At 62.9% G+C, this 16,565-nt stretch carries 15 protein-coding genes and 2 tRNA genes; 4 read left to right on the top strand and 13 right to left on the bottom strand.

The window, feature by feature from the left end; genetic code table 11:
• The first annotated feature begins 57 nt into the window (after positions 1-57).
• The 4 genes from panB (at position 58) to HA399_RS00775 (ending at position 3,693) form a co-directional block, all read left to right on the top strand.
• The gene (gene panB, locus HA399_RS00790; RefSeq protein WP_404325699.1) at positions 58-849 is read left to right on the top strand and encodes a 3-methyl-2-oxobutanoate hydroxymethyltransferase; all 792 of its coding nucleotides are present in this window, start codon (positions 58-60) and stop codon (positions 847-849) included.
• On the top strand, positions 849-1,703 hold the full coding sequence (gene panC, locus HA399_RS00785; protein ID WP_404325698.1) for a pantoate--beta-alanine ligase: 855 nt from the start codon (positions 849-851) through the stop codon (positions 1,701-1,703). Before panB ends, panC begins: the two co-directional genes overlap by 1 nt.
• 122 nt (positions 1,704-1,825) lie before the next feature.
• On the top strand, positions 1,826-2,206 hold the full coding sequence (gene panD / locus HA399_RS00780; RefSeq protein ID WP_043333409.1) for an aspartate 1-decarboxylase: 381 nt from the start codon (positions 1,826-1,828) through the stop codon (positions 2,204-2,206).
• 305 nt (positions 2,207-2,511) lie between these two features.
• A complete protein-coding gene (locus HA399_RS00775; RefSeq protein WP_043333407.1) occupies positions 2,512-3,693 on the top strand; it encodes an acetyl-CoA C-acetyltransferase in 1,182 nt (393 codons plus the stop codon).
• Positions 3,694-3,864: 171 nt separating this feature from the next.
• Here the strand turns inward: HA399_RS00775 and pnp are convergent, their stop codons facing one another.
• The 13 genes from pnp to folP all read right to left on the bottom strand — a co-directional run bounded on the left by pnp (position 3,865) and on the right by folP (position 16,552).
• Complete coding sequence (gene pnp / locus HA399_RS00770; protein WP_404325697.1) at positions 3,865-6,006, bottom strand: polyribonucleotide nucleotidyltransferase; 2,142 nt, start codon at positions 6,004-6,006, stop codon at positions 3,865-3,867.
• A gap of 248 nt (positions 6,007-6,254) precedes the next feature.
• Positions 6,255-6,524, bottom strand: coding sequence for a 30S ribosomal protein S15 (gene rpsO / locus HA399_RS00765; protein ID WP_024952154.1), 270 nt, complete (start codon positions 6,522-6,524; stop codon positions 6,255-6,257).
• 98 nt (positions 6,525-6,622) lie between these two features.
• A complete protein-coding gene (truB, locus tag HA399_RS00760) occupies positions 6,623-7,552 on the bottom strand; it encodes a tRNA pseudouridine(55) synthase TruB (protein WP_404325696.1) in 930 nt (309 codons plus the stop codon).
• Positions 7,552-7,977 (bottom strand): 30S ribosome-binding factor RbfA, encoded by a 426-nt coding sequence (gene rbfA, locus HA399_RS00755; RefSeq protein ID WP_043333400.1) that lies wholly within the window; start codon positions 7,975-7,977, stop codon positions 7,552-7,554. The genes truB and rbfA overlap by 1 nt, the downstream gene beginning before the upstream one ends.
• A gap of 27 nt (positions 7,978-8,004) precedes the next feature.
• Positions 8,005-10,449 carry a translation initiation factor IF-2 gene (gene infB, locus HA399_RS00750; protein WP_043333398.1) on the bottom strand — a complete coding sequence of 815 codons (2,445 nt, stop codon included), beginning with the start codon at positions 10,447-10,449 and terminating at the stop codon, positions 8,005-8,007.
• 28 nt (positions 10,450-10,477) lie between these two features.
• Complete coding sequence (gene nusA, locus HA399_RS00745; protein WP_054556444.1) at positions 10,478-11,971, bottom strand: transcription termination factor NusA; 1,494 nt, start codon at positions 11,969-11,971, stop codon at positions 10,478-10,480.
• Between the two features lie 76 nt (positions 11,972-12,047).
• On the bottom strand, positions 12,048-12,506 hold the full coding sequence (gene rimP / locus HA399_RS00740; RefSeq protein WP_043333393.1) for a ribosome maturation factor RimP: 459 nt from the start codon (positions 12,504-12,506) through the stop codon (positions 12,048-12,050).
• A 123-nt stretch (positions 12,507-12,629) separates the two neighbouring features.
• Positions 12,630-12,706, bottom strand: a tRNA-Met gene (locus tag HA399_RS00735).
• Between the two features lie 103 nt (positions 12,707-12,809).
• A tRNA-Leu gene (locus HA399_RS00730) sits at positions 12,810-12,896 on the bottom strand.
• A 62-nt stretch (positions 12,897-12,958) separates the two neighbouring features.
• Positions 12,959-13,345, bottom strand: coding sequence for a preprotein translocase subunit SecG (gene secG, locus HA399_RS00725; RefSeq protein ID WP_404325695.1), 387 nt, complete (start codon positions 13,343-13,345; stop codon positions 12,959-12,961).
• 5 nt (positions 13,346-13,350) lie between these two features.
• Positions 13,351-14,097, bottom strand: a complete 747-nt coding sequence (gene tpiA / locus HA399_RS00720; protein ID WP_404325694.1) for a triose-phosphate isomerase — start codon at positions 14,095-14,097, stop codon at positions 13,351-13,353.
• Between the two features lie 215 nt (positions 14,098-14,312).
• A complete protein-coding gene (gene glmM, locus HA399_RS00715) occupies positions 14,313-15,662 on the bottom strand; it encodes a phosphoglucosamine mutase (RefSeq protein ID WP_043333386.1) in 1,350 nt (449 codons plus the stop codon).
• Positions 15,659-16,552: a dihydropteroate synthase gene (folP, locus tag HA399_RS00710; protein WP_404325692.1), complete on the bottom strand. Its 894-nt coding sequence runs from the start codon at positions 16,550-16,552 to the stop codon at positions 15,659-15,661. Before folP ends, glmM begins: the two co-directional genes overlap by 4 nt.
• Positions 16,553-16,565: the final 13 nt, after the last annotated feature.

Raw genomic sequence — 16,565 nt, 5'->3', positions numbered from 1 at the left:
GGCTGCTCGACGCCACGGGCAGCCGCGTCATACGCGCCGCAACGAGTAAGCGTCCCGATGAAAAACGTCACCCTGAGCACCCTGCGCCGCCTCAAGGCCGATGGTGAGACGTTCAGTTGCCTCACCGCCTACGATGCCACCTTTGCTCATCTTGCCAGCGATGCCGGCATTGAAGTGCTGCTGGTCGGCGACTCTCTCGGCATGGTCCTGCAGGGCCATACCAGCACCCTGCCCGTCACCATCGATGACATCTGCTACCACACCGCCGCCGTGGCACGTGGCAAGCAAGGCAGCCTGCTGATGGCCGACCTGCCCTTCATGAGCAATGCCAGCACCGACATCCTGCTCGATCATGCGGCGCGCCTGATGCGTGCCGGTGCCGAGATGGTCAAGGTCGAAGGCGAAGCCTGGCTGGCCGATGCCGTCACCGCGCTCGTCCAGCGTGGCGTGCCGGTCTGCGTGCACATGGGCCTGACGCCACAGCACGTGCATGCCTTCGGCGGCTACAAGGTGCAGGGTCGCGACGAGGCACGCGCCGAGCAGATCATCGCCGATGCGCGCACGCTGGAAGCCGCAGGCGCCGCGATCATCCTGCTCGAATGCGTGCCGTCCGAGCTGGCCGCGCGCATTCGTGATGCCGTCGAGGTGCCGGTGATCGGCATCGGTGCCGGCGTGGACGTCGATGGCCAGATTCTGGTCATGCACGACATGCTCGACCTGACGCCCGGCCGCAAGCCACGCTTCGTCAAGAATTTCATGAGCGATGCCGGCAGCGTGCAGGAGGCCTTCACCGCCTACCACCAGGCGGTCAAGACGCGCAGCTTCCCGGCGCCGGAGCACGGCTTCTGATGAAAACCGTCTCCCAGATCAATGCCCTGCGCGAACAACTCGCCCAGGCGCGCCGCGATGGCCTGCGTATCGCGCTGGTGCCGACCATGGGCAACCTGCATGCCGGCCACCTGTCGCTGGTCCGTGAAGCGCGCCGCCACGCCGACATGGTCGTCGCGAGCGTCTTCGTCAACCCGCTGCAGTTCGGCCCCGGCGAAGACCTCGACAGCTATCCGCGCACCCTCGAGGCCGACCAGAATGCGCTGGCCGCAGAAGGATGTGACCTGCTGTTCGCCCCCTCGACGGCGGAACTCTACCCCACGGGCCGCGACGGACTGTGCAACGTGCAGGTGCCGGGCGTTTCCGAAGGCCTGTGCGGCGGCAACCGTCCAGGTCACTTCGATGGCGTCGCCACCGTCGTCAGCATCCTGTTCAATCTGGTGCGCCCTGAAGTCGCCTGTTTCGGCGAGAAGGACTTCCAGCAGCTGGCCGTGATCCGCAAGCTCAACCGCGACCTGCACTTCGGCATCGAGATCATCGGTGTGCCCATCGTGCGTGCCGAGGATGGGCTGGCACTGTCATCACGCAACGGCTACCTGAGTGAGCAGGAGCGTGCCATCGCGCCGCGTCTCAAGCAGTGCCTCGACGCCCTGAAGGCTCGCCTTGAGCAGGGCGTGGCGCGTGATGTGGCGCTGCGCGAGGCACTGGCCGCCATCAGCGAGAGCGGCTTCAAGCCGGACTATCTCGAGCTGCGCCGCGCGGCTGACCTGGGGCCGGTCGAGGATGACACGCGCGAGGCGGTGATTCTGGTCGCCGCACACCTGGGCCGTACGCGCCTGCTCGATAACCTGAAGGTCGCCTTGCCGGCGGCCTGATGCCTGATTAGACTGCGCCGCCTTGCACCCTGGCGTGGCACTGTCCGCCACGTCATACGCGCCATGGCCCTGGCCCCAGGGCCTTGATCTGCGCCCGGCGGCGCTCAACTGGAGACATCCTGATGCAAGCCATCATGCTCAAGGCCAAGCTGCACATGGCCCGCGTGACTCACGCCGTCCTCAACTACGAGGGCTCCTGCGCCATCGATGGCGACCTGCTCGACATGGCAGGCATTCGTGAGTATGAACAGATCCAGATCTACAACGTGGACAACGGCAAGCGCTTCACCACCTATGCCATTCGCGGCGAAGAAGGCTCGAAGATCATCTCGGTGAACGGCGCCGCAGCCCACCAGGCCGACGTCGGCGACCGCGTGATCATCTGCGCCTTCGCCCACTACGCCGAGAGCGAACTGGACGCGCACAAGCCCTCCATGGTCTATCTGATGGAAGGCAACGAGGTCAGCCATACGGCCAACGCCATCCCGGTCCAGATGGCCTGAGCACCCCTTGCTGCCTGCCGCTCCACGCCCTGAGGGCTGATGCTTTCAAGCCTCGAGCCTGCCGCGAGCGCTCCAACACGACGCCAGCCCTGCCTGCCAGAGCGCTGGCGTCGTGCCGTCTGGAGAGGCGATACGTATGGCTAAAGGCTGACACTGGAGATGCCCTTTGGCGATTGCCGCACCGCACAAAACTGCCTTATGCTGGAATCTCACCTCAGCAGGACTGCGCCTCGCCCGCTTGATGGCATGGCCATAGTCGCAGCCAATTGACTCAGACAGTCTCGCAAGAGAACAGGAGCGTTCAGATGCAGGATGTGGTGATCGTAGCAGCCCGTCGTACCGCCGTAGGCGCCTTCGGTGGCAGCCTGGCTGGCATTTCCGCCGCGGATCTCGGCGCACATGTCATCAAGGATATCCTCGCCAGCACGGGTGTCAGTGGCGATCAGGTCGATGAAGTGCTTCTGGGTCAGGTGCTGACAGCAGGATGCGGTCAGAACCCGGCACGTCAGGCGGTCATCAAGGCAGGCTTGCCGGAAGGCGTGCCCGCCATGACCATCAACAAGGTCTGCGGGTCTGGCCTCAAGGCGCTGCACCTGGCCACCCAGGCCATCCGTTGCGGCGATGCCGAGCTGATTCTGGCCGGCGGGCAGGAAAACATGTCCCTGTCTCCGCACGTGCTGCCCAACTCGCGTGACGGCAAGCGCATGGGCGACTGGAAGGCGATCGACTCCATGGTCCACGACGGTCTGTGGGATGCCTTCAATGACATCCACATGGGCATCACCGCCGAGAATCTGGCCGAGAAATACGAGATCACCCGTGAAGCCCAGGACGCCTTCGCGGCCGCCTCTCAGCAGAAGGCCTGCGCCGCCATCGAAGCTGGCCGCTTCAAGGGCCAGATCGTCCCGGTCGAGATCCCGCAGCGCAAGGGCGACCCGATCGTCTTCGATACCGACGAGAACCCGCGCGCCGGTACCACGGCCGAGAAGCTCGGCGGCATGCGTCCGGCCTTCAAGAAGGACGGCACCGTCACCGCCGGCAATGCCTCGGCGCTCAACGACGGCGCTGCCGTGGTCATGCTGTGTTCCGCTGACAAGGCCCGCGAGCTGGGCCTGACGCCGCTGGCGACCATCAAGGCCTACTCCAACGCGGGTGTTGATCCGAAGATCATGGGCATCGGCCCGGCGCCGGCGACTCGCCTATGCCTCAAGAAGGCCGGCTGGAGCCTGGAAGACCTCGACCTGATCGAAGCCAACGAAGCCTTCGCCGCCCAGGCCCTGTCGGTCAACAAGGAGCTGGGCTGGGATGTCGACAAGGTCAACGTCAATGGCGGCGCCATTGCCCTCGGCCACCCGATCGGTGCCTCCGGCTGCCGTGTGCTGGTCTCGCTGGTACACGAGATGATCGAGCGTGATGCCAAGAAGGGTCTGGCTACCCTGTGCATCGGTGGCGGTCAGGGTGTCGCGCTGGCCATCGAGCGCAGCTGATCGCTCACATATCTGAACCCCCGCCTGAACCCTCCCTGCTCGCGCAATCTCGAGCAGGGAGACATGCAAAAGCCCCCGCCAGTAACCTGGCGGGGGCTTTTTCTTGCCCGGAAGGCTCACCTCTCATGCAGAGCAGGCAAGACCGGGGCGGGGGCGATCCGCGACGATCGGTCAGCCCTGGGCGGCGGCCTCTTCAGCCTGAGCAGCTGCAAAGGCCGCCTTCTCTTCTTCGCTGATCTCTTTCAGCGACAGCTTGACGCGATTGCGATTGTCGATGTCGAGCACCTTGACCACCACCTCATCGCCTTCGTTGAGGTAGTCACGTACGTCATTGACCCGCTCCTCGACGATCTGCGAGATGTGCAGCAGGCCATCGGTGCCCGGCATGAAGGTGATGAAGGCACCGAAGTCGGCGATGCGCGCCACCTTTCCGGCATAGAGCTTGCCGATCTCGGCCTCGGCAATGATGCCCTCGACGTATTTGGCAGCCGCCTGTGCCTGCGCCTTGTGCTCGGCATAGATGCGCACGCTGCCATCGTCGTCGAGATCGACATTGGCCCCGGTCTCTTCACAGATCTTGCGGATGGTGGAGCCGCCCTTGCCGATCACGTCACGCACCTTGTTGGGGGCGATCTTGAGGGACAGCATCGCCGGGGCATTGTCCGAGACTTCCTGGCGACTGGCGGCCAGCACCTCATTCATCTGCGCGAGGATGGTCAGACGTGCCTCGAGGGCCTGTTCCAGCGCCTGCTCAAGAATCTCCTCGTCGATTCCTTCGATCTTGATGTCCATCTGCAGCGCGGTAACGCCTTCCGCGGTCCCCGCGACCTTGAAGTCCATGTCGCCGAGGTGATCCTCATCGCCGAGGATATCGGTCAGTATCGCGACGCCATTGGCGTCCTTGACCAGCCCCATGGCGATACCCGCGACCGGCGCCTTGAGCGGCACACCGGCGTCCATCAGCGCAAGCGAGGCGCCACACACGGATGCCATCGAGCTCGAACCATTGGATTCGGTGATCTCGGAGACGACACGGATCGCGTAGGGGAAGGCCTGCAACGACGGCAGCATGGATTCGATGCCACGACGCGCCAGACGCCCATGGCCGATCTCACGCCGCTTGGGCGCGCCGATGAAGCCCGTCTCGCCGACGCAGTAGGGCGGGAAGTTGTAGTGCAGCATGAAGCGGTCCTGCTTCTCGCCGGACAGCCCTTCGATCAGCTGTGAGTCGCGTGTGGTCCCCAGGGTGGCAGTGGCGATCGCCTGGGTCTCGCCGCGGGTGAACAGCGCCGAACCATGCGCCTTGGGCAACACGCCCACCGCCATGTCCAGCGGTCGCACGGTGCGGGTATCACGACCATCGATACGCGGCTCACCGGCGATCACGCGCTGACGCACGATACGCTTCTCGAGCGCCGCGAAGGCAGTCGCCACGGCCTCGACACTGAAGCGCGCATCATCCTCGGCGCCCAGCAGGTCGATAGCCTGCGCCTTGAGCGCCGACAGGCTGTCCTGACGCGCCAACTTGTCACTCAGGCGATAGGCATCACCGATCCGGGTGGCGAAGCTCTGCTCCAGCGCCTCGACCAGCACGCGGTCGAGCTTCTGCGGCACCCACGCCCACTTGGGACGATTGACCTTCGCGGCGAACGTCTCGATCCCCGTGATGGCCTTCTGCATCTCGTGATGGCCATAGAGCACGGCGCCGAGCATCTCGTCTTCCAGCAGCTCCTGGGCCTCGGACTCGACCATCAACACGGCCTTCTCGGTCCCCGCCACCACCATGTCCAGCTCGGAATGCGCCAGTTCGCTGTAGCCGGGGTTCAGGAAGTAGCCGCGCTGCTCGCTGAAGCCGACGCGCGCCGCGCCCACGGGGCCCGCGAAGGGTACACCGGAGATGCAAAGCGCTGCAGAGGTGCCGAGCAGTGCTGCGATGTCCGGGTCGACATTGCGCTCCGCCGACATCACCGTGCAGACCACCTGCACCTCATTCATGAAGCCTTCGGGAAACAGCGGGCGCATCGGACGGTCGATCAAGCGTGAGGTCAGGGTTTCCTTCTCGGTGGGACGCCCTTCGCGCTTGAGGAAGCCGCCGGGGATACGCCCCGCCGCGTAGGCCTTCTCCTGATAGTGGACCGACAACGGGAAGAAGGACTGGCCGGGTTTCGGCGACGCCTTGGCCACCACGGTGCACAACACCGAGGTATTGCCCATGGTCACCATCACGCTACCGGTCGCCTGACGCGCGATGCGGCCGGTCTCGAGGGTGATGGTGTCATTACCGTACTGGAAGCTGTGCGTTACCGGGTTCACGGCGCATGTCCTTTAATCTGATAGTCATCGATGCCAGGCGCTCATGGTAAAGCGCGCCACAGGCAATGAAAAGCGGGTTGATCCCACGCGACAAGCGGGCTGCAGCGCGGGTCGAACCTCTGATCTGAAGCCCGGATCACCTCGGTATCAGGCACAAAAAAACCGACACCGCCCGCAGGCAGTGTCGGTTTTCCTGTGCCCACCGGGGGCCCGCCATGCACCGAAGTGCATGGCGGCAACATCGCTGATTAGCGACGCAGACCCAGACGCTGGATCAGAGCGGTGTAACGCTCGAAGTCCTTGCGCTTGAGGTAGTCAAGCAGCTTGCGGCGCTGGTTGACCATGCGGATCAGACCACGACGGGAGTGGTGATCCTGCTTGTTGGCCTTGAAGTGACCCTGCAGGCCATCAATGTTGGCGCTCAGCAGAGCAACCTGAACTTCCGGGGAACCGGTGTCGTTCTCGCCACGGCCGAATTCGGTAACGATCTCAGCCTTCTTCTCAGCGGTAAGTGCCATCTGTCTCTCCAGTAAGCAATATGCTTGATAGATTAGAAATGTCGAAGACCACGCATATTTGCAGTCTTCATGCGGCTTGCGGCGAGGCCGCAATCAGCTCACCCAGCCGCCGCCTCGACGGCAGAACTGAGCAGTCGGCGAGGAGCGATGACGCCCTCCGCCGCAATCCGGACCAACCCGAGCAACTGCTGGTCCTGATACACACGAGCCAGGGAGTCCACTTCCAGCGACCCTGTCGTCGTTTCAGCCTGTTGACCACGCAATATCATCCGCGCCATCTCGGCAGTGATGTCGAGACGCGGGAGATGATCGAGCAGGATGTCGACAGGTAACAGAACGCCTTCACGTGCCTGCTGGTCAGCCAGCGCCTCGAGGCGCTCGAAATCCAGCATGGCATCACCCGTGAACGGGCCCGTCTTGAGACGACGCAGTGCCGTGAGGTGGGCTCCACAGCCCAGCGCCTCGCCGATATCCTCGGCCAGACTGCGTATGTAGGTACCCTTGCTGACCGCCACTTCGATCTCGATGCCATCGGAGTGCCGCGCAAGAAGCGCCATATTGTAGATGGTAACGCGACGGACTGCACGCTCGATTTCAATCCCCTGGCGCGCCAGCTCGTAGAGCGGACGTCCCTGGTGCTTGAGCGCGGAGTACATCGGCGGTACCTGATCTATCTCGCCACGGAACCTGTCCAGCACCGCGTCCAGCTCGGCCTGCGCAATCTCGGGAATCTCCCGCTCGCGAATCACCGTGCCTTCCGCATCACCGGTATCGGTGACCTGGCCAAACTTGATCCGTGCCCGATAGACCTTGTCTGCCTCGAGAAGATGCGAGGAGAACTTGGTCGCTTCCCCGAAGCAGACCGGCAACAAGCCGGTCGCCATCGGGTCGAGCGTACCGGTATGACCGGCCTTCTGCGCCTGGTAGAGGCGACGAGCCTTCTGAAGCGCATAGTTGCTGGACATGCCCTTGGGCTTGTCCAGCAACAGAACGCCATCGATCGACAAGCCGCGACGACGACGCGCCATCAGGCGTCCGGCGTGGTGCCCGGGGCACCATCTTCGCTGTCGTCATCACCGCGTTCAGCACTGCGCTTGCGATCGTCGGCGACCGCATCGTTGATCAGTGAGGACAGGTGATGGCCACGAACGACGCTTTCATCGTAATGAAAACGCAGTTCCGGCACGTGGCGCAGCTGAATGGTGCGCGCCAGCTGGGAGCGCAGGAAACCTGCCGCGCGCTTGAGCACGGCGAGGTTTTCCTTGATGCGTTCCGGGCTGTCGTCACCCAACAGGGTCACGTAGACATCGGAGTAGGACAGGTCGCGGCTGACCTTGGCGGCGCTGACCGTCAGCATGCCAAGGCGCGGGTCCTTGACCTCGCGCTGAATCAACAGCGCGAGCTCTTGCTGGATCTGGTCCGCCACGCGGTCAGTACGGCTGTATTCACGCATCCGTGATCTCTCCTTGCAGGGGCGCTATCAGAGCGTGCGCTCGACCTGGATCTGGTCGAACACCTCGATCTTGTCGCCAACCTGCACGTCGTTGTAGTTCTTGACGCCGATACCACATTCCATGCCGTTGCGGACTTCGTTGACGTCATCCTTGAAGCGACGCAGGGATTCCAGCTCGCCTTCATAGATGACCACGTTGTCACGCAGCACGCGGATGCGCTTGGAGCGGTACATGTTGCCTTCGACGACCATACAACCGGCGATCGCGCCGATCTTCGGTGCCTTGAAGACATCGCGCACTTCGGCAACACCGACGATCTGCTCGCGGAATTCCGGTGCCAGCATGCCAGTCATGGCCAGCTTGACCTCGTCGATCAGCTGGTAGATGACGCTGTAGTAGCGCAGATCCAGACCTTCACGCTCGACGATCTCACGCGCGGAGGCGTCAGCACGGACGTTGAAGCCGACCAGGATCGCTTCGGAAGCGAGTGCCAGGTTGGCATCGGTACCGGTGATACCACCGACACCGGAAGAGACCACGGCCACCTTGACTTCTTCGGTGGAGAGTTCTTCCAGCGCGCCACGGATGGCTTCCAGAGAACCCTGCACGTCGGCCTTGAGGACGACGTTGACCTTGGCGACTTCGTCCTGACCCATCTGGGAGAACATGTTCTCCAGCTTGGCCTTCTGCTGACGTGCCAGGCGCACTTCGCGGTACTTGCCCTGACGGAAGTTGGCGACTTCACGTGCCTTCTTCTCGTCCGGGACCACGGTGAACTCTTCACCGGCGTCCGGCGTGCCACCCAGGCCCTGGATCTCGACCGGCATGGCCGGACCCACGGAATCGACCTGCTTGCCGAGTTCGTTGATCAGCGCACGCACACGACCGTAATGCAGGCCGGCGAGGACGATATCGCCCTTCTTCAGCGTACCGTTCTGGACCAGCACGGTCGCGACCGGGCCACGGCCCTTGTCGAGACGGGACTCGACCACGACGCCTTTACCCGGCGCGGACGGCACGGCCTGAAGTTCGAGAACTTCGGAGACCAGCAGGACACCTTCGAGCAGCGCGTCGATGTTCTCGCCGGTCTTGGCGGAAACGTGGACGAACTGGGTATCACCACCCCATTCCTCGGAGATGACACCGTGCTGGGACAGCTCATTCTTGACGCGGTCCGGATCAGCACCCGGCTTGTCGATCTTGTTCACCGCCACGACCATCGGGACACCCGCGGCCTTGGAGTGCTCGACAGCCTCGATGGTCTGCGGCATCACGCCATCATCGGCAGCCACCACCAGGATGACGACGTCGGTCGCCTTGGCACCACGAGCACGCATGGCGGTGAACGCCGCGTGGCCCGGGGTATCCAGGAAGGTGATGTCACCGTTGTCGTGTTCGACGTGGTAGGCACCGATGTGCTGGGTGATACCACCCGCTTCACCTGTGGCAACCTTGGTGCGGCGGATGTAATCCAGCAGCGAGGTCTTGCCGTGGTCGACGTGACCCATGACGGTAACGACCGGCGCGCGGGTGATCTGCTCACCTTCGTAGGAGATGCCTTCGAGAACGGCTGTCTCGAGAGCGTCATCCTTGATCAGCTTGGGCGTGTGGCCCATTTCCTCGACCACGATGGTCGCGGTTTCCTGATCGATCGTCTGGTTGATGGTGACCGCAGCGCCCATGTTGAACATGGTCTTGATCACTTCAGACGCCTTGACGGCCATCTTGTCGGCGAGGTCTGCCACTGAGATGGACTCAGGGATGGAGACTTCACGGACGAAGGTCTGGACCGGCTTCGGCGGCTGACGGTTGGCATCACGGCCACCACGACGACCACCGCGACGCTCGGCGCGCTTGACCTTCTTGGCCCCGCCACGCTTGCGTTCGCTACGGTCTTCACGGGCTTCACGACGATCACGTGATTCATCACGCGGCGCAGCCTTGGCGCGACGCGGTGCATCACCACGCGGCTCCTTCGGCGGCGCATTGACTTCCGGCGCAGCGTCGGCGGCCGGTGCAGCGGCAGCAGCCGGTGCACTCTGACGCGGACGCTCTTCGCGACGGTTGTCATTGCCACGACGCTCTTCGCGCTGCGGTGCCGCAGCCGGCTTGTCCGCAACGGCAGCTGCCGGTGCAGCAGCAGCGGGCGCTTCTGCAGCCTGCTCTTCGCCCTCTTTGACGTAGGTACGCTTCTTGCGCACCTGCACCTCGATGGACTTGCCGCGACCGCTACCCGTGTTGATGCGAGACTTGGTCTTGCGGGTCAGGGTAATGCGGTTCTTGGGCGCTGCCGGAGCGGCGCCACCACCGTGGCTCTTGGTGAGGTGATCAAGCAGCTTCTGCTTGTCGACCTCAGAGACGGCGTCGTTCTCTGACTTGTGCTTCAGACCCGCTTCATGCATCTGTTCCAGTAGGCGGGCTGACTCGCGGCCCACCTTCTTGGCGAATTCTTTGACTGTCATTTCTGACATGTACGACCCTCCTGAGCCCGTGACCTAGTTACTGTTCGCTTGCGAACCAGGGCGCGCGGGCGGTCATGATCAACGCCGCTGCTCGCTCTTCGTCGACGCCTTCGATGTCTTTCAGATCATCGATGGCCTGCTCAGCAAGGTCTTCCATGGTGACGATACCCTTGCTGGCCAGGATGTATGCCAGATGACTCTCCATGCCTTCCATGTTGAGCAGGTCTTCGGCCGGCTGTGCGCCGTCCAGTTGCTCTTCAGTGGCGATGGCGAGATTCAGCAGTTCATCCTTGGCCCGAGCGCGCAGCTCCTCGACCAGATCCTGGTCAAAGCCCTCGACCTCGAGCATTTCCTCGAGCGGGACATAGGCGATTTCCTCGAGTGAGGTGAAGCCCTCGTCCACCAGGACACGGGCTAGATCCTCTTCAATCTCGAGATGAGTGATGAAATATTCGACGAAACTGTCGATTTCCTGCTCGCGCTTGCCCTCGGCTTCCGCCTCGGTCATGACGTTGAGCTGCCAACCGGTCAGCTCACTGGCCAGACGAACGTTCTGACCGCTGCGACCGATGGCCTGAGCCAGGTTGTCCGCAGCGACAGCGACATCCATGGAATGGGTGTCTTCGTCGACCAGAATGGAACCGACATCTGCCGGCGCCATGGCGTTGATGACGAGCTGGGCAGGATTGTCATCCCACAGGATGATATCCACGCGTTCGTTACGTAGTTCATTGGACACGGCCTGCACGCGTGAACCACGCATGCCGACACAGGCACCGATCGGATCGATGCGCTTGTCGTTGCTCTTGACCGCGATCTTGGCGCGCGAGCCCGGATCACGGGCAGCACCCTTGATCTCGATCAGCTGCTCGGCGATTTCCGGGACTTCGATCTTGAACAGCTCGATGATCAGCTCAGGACGCGTACGCGACAGGATCAGCTGAGAACCACGAGCATCCGCGTCGACTTTCCACAGCAGGGCACGAACCCGCTCGTTCAAGCGGTAGCGCTCGCCGTGAATCATCTCACCGCGCGGCAGGAAGCCTTCGGCGTTGTCGCCCAGATCGATGATGAGGCCATCACGTGTCGTCTTCTTGACGATACCCGCGACCAGCTCACCTTCACGCTCGGCGTAAAGGCGCACCACTTCCGCTCGCTCGGCCTCGCGCACCTTCTGCACGATGACCTGCTTGGCGGTCTGTGCAGCGATGCGACCGAACGCTTCGGATTCGATCTGCTTCTCGACCACGGCACCCAGCGCCAGCGGCTCTTCGCGCTGTTCGGCGATGCTGGCCTTGATCTCGTAGTCCGGCGTCTCGAACTCGTCGTCTTCGACGACGGTCCAGCGACGGTAGGTCGCGTAATCACCGGTGACACGATCGATCTTGACGCGGATATCCGCCTCTTCCTGATCGAAACGCTTGCGTGACGCCGAAGCCAATGCCGCTTCGACGGCTTCGAAAATCACATCCCGCGGCACGCCTTTCTCGTTGGAGATGGCGTCAACGACCAGCAGAATCTCTTTGCTCATGACTTTGCCTCGCCAGAAACCTGTCCTTGCGCATCGACCCGGGCTCGCAACGCGAGCGGTGTGCCGACAACGTCAGTTATTTGAACTGCGGCACAATGCGTGCCTGGTCGATGCTTTCAATGGGAAAGCAGTATTCTTCTTCATCGACCCGGATCACGACATCACCGTCTTCGGTGCCAGTCACCAGCCCCTGGAACTTGCGCTGGCCATCGAAGGCCTGGCGAAGTCGCAGTGCCACCACGTGACCGATGTAGCGCTCGTACTGGTCAAGCGTGAACAACGGACGATCCATGCCTGGAGACGAGACTTCAAGCTGGAACTGACCGGTAATGGGGTCTTCGACATCCAGTACGGCACCCACCTGACGACTGACGTTTGCGCAGTTGTCCACGGTAATGCCATCGGGATGGTCGATATAGATCACCAGACGGGACTGCTTGCCTTGGGAGAGATAGTCGATACCCCAGAGCTCGAAGCCCAGAGCAGAGACGACTGGATCGATAAGCGCGTTAAGCGCAGCGTCCTTGGTTGACACAGACGAGGCTCCTACAGCAGTTGCATCAGGCACCTGACCGGGAGTAGAGAAGAGAGCTAGGTGGCTGATTGGCACTGGTGCTAACAAAAAGCCCCTTCATAGGAAGGGGCCTTTCAAGAAACTTGGTAGCGGGGACCGGATTTGAACCGATGACCTTCGGGTTATGAGCCCGACGAGCTACCAGACTGCTCCACCCCGCAACAATAGTCGGACGATGGTAATGTCACCGAAAAAGGAGGTCAAGGAATGACGTCTTTCCAAGGTGGCAGAGTTGCGTCCAGACTGCCAATCGATCTAACAAGATGGTGCCGAAGGGGGGACTTGAACCCCCACGACCATAAGGTCACTACCCCCTCAAGATAGCGTGTCTACCAATTCCACCACTTCGGCACGGGGGCGGGTATCGCCTGAGACGTTACCCGGAAGAATTCAAAGTTAACGCCTTGAATTCCTTAGAGTGCTGGTTGGTCTGCGCTGCCGCTTTCCTCAAGCACTGGCGACGTATTCTCCACACTTTCCTCGGAGTCGTCAAGAGATGGCAGTGAATTTTTCTGCTGCTCGATCACGCTGGCATTCGGAATGCCCGCTTCGACAGACGGCTGGTTGGCGTTGGACGCGAACCAGGCCAGTGTCAGAGAGGTCGCGAAGAAGCCCGCGGCCAGAACACCCGTGAAGCGCGCGAGGAAGTTGCCGCTACCGCTGGACCCGAAAACGGTCTGGGAAGCACCACCGCCACCAAAGGCAGCGCCAGCTTCGGCACCCTTGCCCTGCTGGAGAAGGACGAGCACGATCAGCGCGACCGCGAGTACCACATGGACCATCAGAACGGCTACTTGCATGAGATTCAACCTGCAGACTGGCAAATGGCTAGGAATTCGTCGATCTGGAGCGAGGCACCGCCCACGAGACCGCCGTCGATATCCGGCTGCGCAAGCAGCTCGGCGGCATTGGCAGCTTTCATGCTGCCGCCGTACAACAATTGCATTGCCTCGGCGAGCGAGGCAGACCACTCGGCCAGGCGCGCGCGAATGGCCGCATGGACCTCCTGCGCCTGCTGGGGCGAGGCGGTGCGCCCGGTACCGATGGCCCAGACGGGCTCGTAGGCGACGACCAGACGCGTGCGCGCATCGGCGGAGAGCGCGGAGAACACCGCCTCCAGCTGTCCCAGCACGACACGCTCCGTGTCACCGGCTTCACGCTCCTCGAGCGTCTCACCGACGCACAGCACCGGTGTGAGGCCAGCGGCAAGCGCCGCCTCGACACGCGCCAGTACCGCCGCATCGTCTTCAGCATACAGGCTTCGACGCTCCGAGTGACCGACCAGCACCATCTCGGCACCGACATCCTTGAGCATCTGACCCGCCACTTCGCCGGTAAAGGCACCCTCGCTCGCCGGGTTCAGCGTCTGCCCCGCCAGCGCCACGCTCACAGGCATGCTCGCGCGAGCGGCGCTCAGATAAGGGAAAGGCGCTGCCAGCGCCACCTGAATGCCCTGCGGCAGCTCAGCCGCCTGCAGACCCCGGGCAAACTCATCGACCAGGGCAAGATCACCATTCATCTTCCAGTTTCCGGCAATCAGCGGTGTACGCATGTGCTTCTCCCTTGTGAGCAGTGCGAGGATGGTAATGGAGCCGCCCTTGACTGACAACCTTCGCGACCCCTGTCAAGCCCCGTGATCCGGCACGATCAGGCTCGGGGCAACTGCCAGAAACGACAACAGGCGCACTCGGCGCCTGTTGTCGTCCTGTGCAACCCGACCACTCGGCGACGTGAACCGTCGCCCCGGCGAGTCGCCTTGTCAGCGCATCACGCCGACATGCTGGATTCGACCGTCGCGGCGATCTGACCCGCCAGCGCATCGACATCGAAGTGCGGACGCCCTTCGACCATGACGCGAATCAGCGGTTCCGTGCCGCTGGGACGCAGCAGCACGCGCCCTTCGTTGCCCAGCGTCTGTTCCACTTCGACCACCGCGGCCTGCACGGCGTCCGCCGCCATCAGCGCCTTGTTGTCACACCCCGGCGCCAGACGCACATTGATCAGCGCCTGAGGGGCCTTTTCGAAGCCGACCAGCAACTCGCTGAGCGAGCACTCTTCACGCGCCATGATCGCCAGCACCTGCAGCGCCGAGACGATGCCATCACCGGTGCTCTGGATATGGCTGCAGACGATGTGACCGGAGGACTCGCCACCCAGCTGCCAGCCGTTGGCTTCCAGACGCTCGATGACGTAGCGGTCACCGACCTTGGCACGCTCGAAGGGAATTCCCAGGCCTTCCAGCGCAGCCGCCAGACCGAAATTGGACATCAGGGTACCGACGACACCGCCGCCCAGCACGCCGCGCTCGTGACGGTCACGCGCGATCATGTAGAGGATGTCGTCGCCATCGATGACACGGCCATCGGCATCGACCAGGATCAGGCGGTCACCATCCCCATCGAAGGCCACGCCCAGATCGGCGCCCTGCTCGATGACGGCCGCGCGCAGCGCCTGCGGGTGCGTGGAGCCGACGCCCTGATTGATGTTGAGGCCATCCGGCTCACCGCCGATGACGCTGACCTTGGCACCCAGCTCACGGAAGACGTTCGGCGCGATGTGATAGGTCGCACCATGCGCGCAATCCAGCACCACCTTCATGCCGTGCAGGCCCAGACGACCCGGCAGCGTGGACTTGCAGAATTCGATATAGCGGCCGGCCGCATCCTGGATGCGTGACGCCTTGCCCAGGCTGTCCGGGCCGACGATCACGATGTCGCGGTCCAGCTCGGCTTCGATCTCGGCTTCCAGCGCATCATCCAGCTTGGTGCCGGCAGCGGAGAAGAACTTGATGCCGTTGTCCGGATAGGCATTGTGGGAGGCCGAGATGACGATGCCGGCATCGGCGCGGAAGGTGCGCGTCAGATAGGCGATCCCCGGTGTCGGCATCGGGCCGAGCAGGGACACATCGACGCCCGCTGCCGAAAGGCCGGACTCGAGCGCGGATTCGAACATGTAGCCTGAGATGCGCGTGTCCTTGCCGATCAATACCTTGCCGCGGCCGTGGCGGGCAAATACGCGGCCTGCCGCCCAGCCCAGCTTGAGCATGAAGTCTGGCGTGATGGGGAATTCCCCGACCGTGCCGCGAATACCATCCGTACCAAAATAACGTCGACTCATCGTATCGTGCCTTCCTGTAGCACGGCCCATGCCATGTCGACAGCGTCGACAGTCGGGGCCACGTCGTGAACGCGAAACAGTCTGGCCCCGTCACGAACGGCCAATGCCGTCAGTGCCAGGTTACCAGCCAAGCGATCCTCTACCGCGCGCCCGAGGGCATTGCCGATCATGCTCTTGCGTGACGTGCCGATCAGCAGCGGGAGGTTGAATTCATGCAACTGCGCCATGCGGTGATACAGGCGCAGATTGTCTTGCAGTGACTTGCCGAAGCCGAAGCCGGGGTCCAGCAGCAGTCGCTCACGCGCGATGCCCGCCGCCTCACAGGCCGCGATACGCGCCGCCAGGAACGTCCGGACTTCCTGCTCGATGGACTGAGCATAATGCGTATCCTGCTGCATGGTGTCCGGCTCGCCGCGCATGTGCATCAGACAGACGGGCAGCCCACTGTCAGCGGCGGCCTCGAGCGCGCCGTCTCGATTCAGCGCACGCACGTCATTGATCATGCCGGCCCCCAGCCGTGCGGTTTCGCGCATGACTTGCGGGTTGCTGGTATCGATGCTCACCAAGGCGCCCAGCTCGCTCACCAGCCGCTCCACCACCGGGCAGACCCGCTCAAGCTCTTCTTCGGTGCTGACCGGCGTCGCCCCGGGTCGCGTCGACTCACCGCCGACATCGATCATCGCGGCACCATCGGCCAGCATCTGCTCGGCATTGCGCAGCGCGGCGTCCAGGGTCGCGCTGCGGCCACCATCCGAGAAGGAATCCGGTGTCACGTTGAGAATCCCCATCACCCGCGGACGCGAAAGATCGAGAAGGTGTCCAGCGCACTCCAATGACATCAGATGGCCCACTTGAGGCTCGAGAGGCGTACTCAAGGCAGAATTCGTCATGGCATTCCATGCA

Source organism: Cobetia sp. UIB-001 (assembly GCF_044789135.1).
Taxonomy (GTDB): Bacteria; Pseudomonadota; Gammaproteobacteria; order Pseudomonadales; family Halomonadaceae; genus Cobetia; species Cobetia amphilecti.
This window is presented reverse-complemented; position numbering and strand designations above follow the sequence as displayed.

Excerpts from the sequence above, each read along its gene's own strand:
- panB (WP_404325699.1), top strand. The coding sequence starts at position 58 with ATGAAAAACGTCACCCTGAGCACCCTGCGCCGCCTCAAGGCCGATGGT.
- panC (WP_404325698.1), top strand. The coding sequence starts at position 849 with ATGAAAACCGTCTCCCAGATCAATGCCCTGCGCGAACAACTCGCCCAG.
- panD (WP_043333409.1), top strand. The coding sequence starts at position 1,826 with ATGCAAGCCATCATGCTCAAGGCCAAGCTGCACATGGCCCGCGTGACT.
- HA399_RS00775 (WP_043333407.1), top strand. The coding sequence starts at position 2,512 with ATGCAGGATGTGGTGATCGTAGCAGCCCGTCGTACCGCCGTAGGCGCC.
- rpsO (WP_024952154.1), bottom strand. The coding sequence starts at position 6,524 with ATGGCACTTACCGCTGAGAAGAAGGCTGAGATCGTTACCGAATTCGGC.
- truB (WP_404325696.1), bottom strand. The coding sequence starts at position 7,552 with ATGGCGCGTCGTCGTCGCGGCTTGTCGATCGATGGCGTTCTGTTGCTG.
- rbfA (WP_043333400.1), bottom strand. The coding sequence starts at position 7,977 with ATGCGTGAATACAGCCGTACTGACCGCGTGGCGGACCAGATCCAGCAA.
- infB (WP_043333398.1), bottom strand. The coding sequence starts at position 10,449 with ATGTCAGAAATGACAGTCAAAGAATTCGCCAAGAAGGTGGGCCGCGAG.
- nusA (WP_054556444.1), bottom strand. The coding sequence starts at position 11,971 with ATGAGCAAAGAGATTCTGCTGGTCGTTGACGCCATCTCCAACGAGAAA.
- secG (WP_404325695.1), bottom strand. The coding sequence starts at position 13,345 with ATGCAAGTAGCCGTTCTGATGGTCCATGTGGTACTCGCGGTCGCGCTG.
- tpiA (WP_404325694.1), bottom strand. The coding sequence starts at position 14,097 with ATGCGTACACCGCTGATTGCCGGAAACTGGAAGATGAATGGTGATCTT.
- glmM (WP_043333386.1), bottom strand. The coding sequence starts at position 15,662 with ATGAGTCGACGTTATTTTGGTACGGATGGTATTCGCGGCACGGTCGGG.
- folP (WP_404325692.1), bottom strand. The coding sequence starts at position 16,552 with ATGACGAATTCTGCCTTGAGTACGCCTCTCGAGCCTCAAGTGGGCCAT.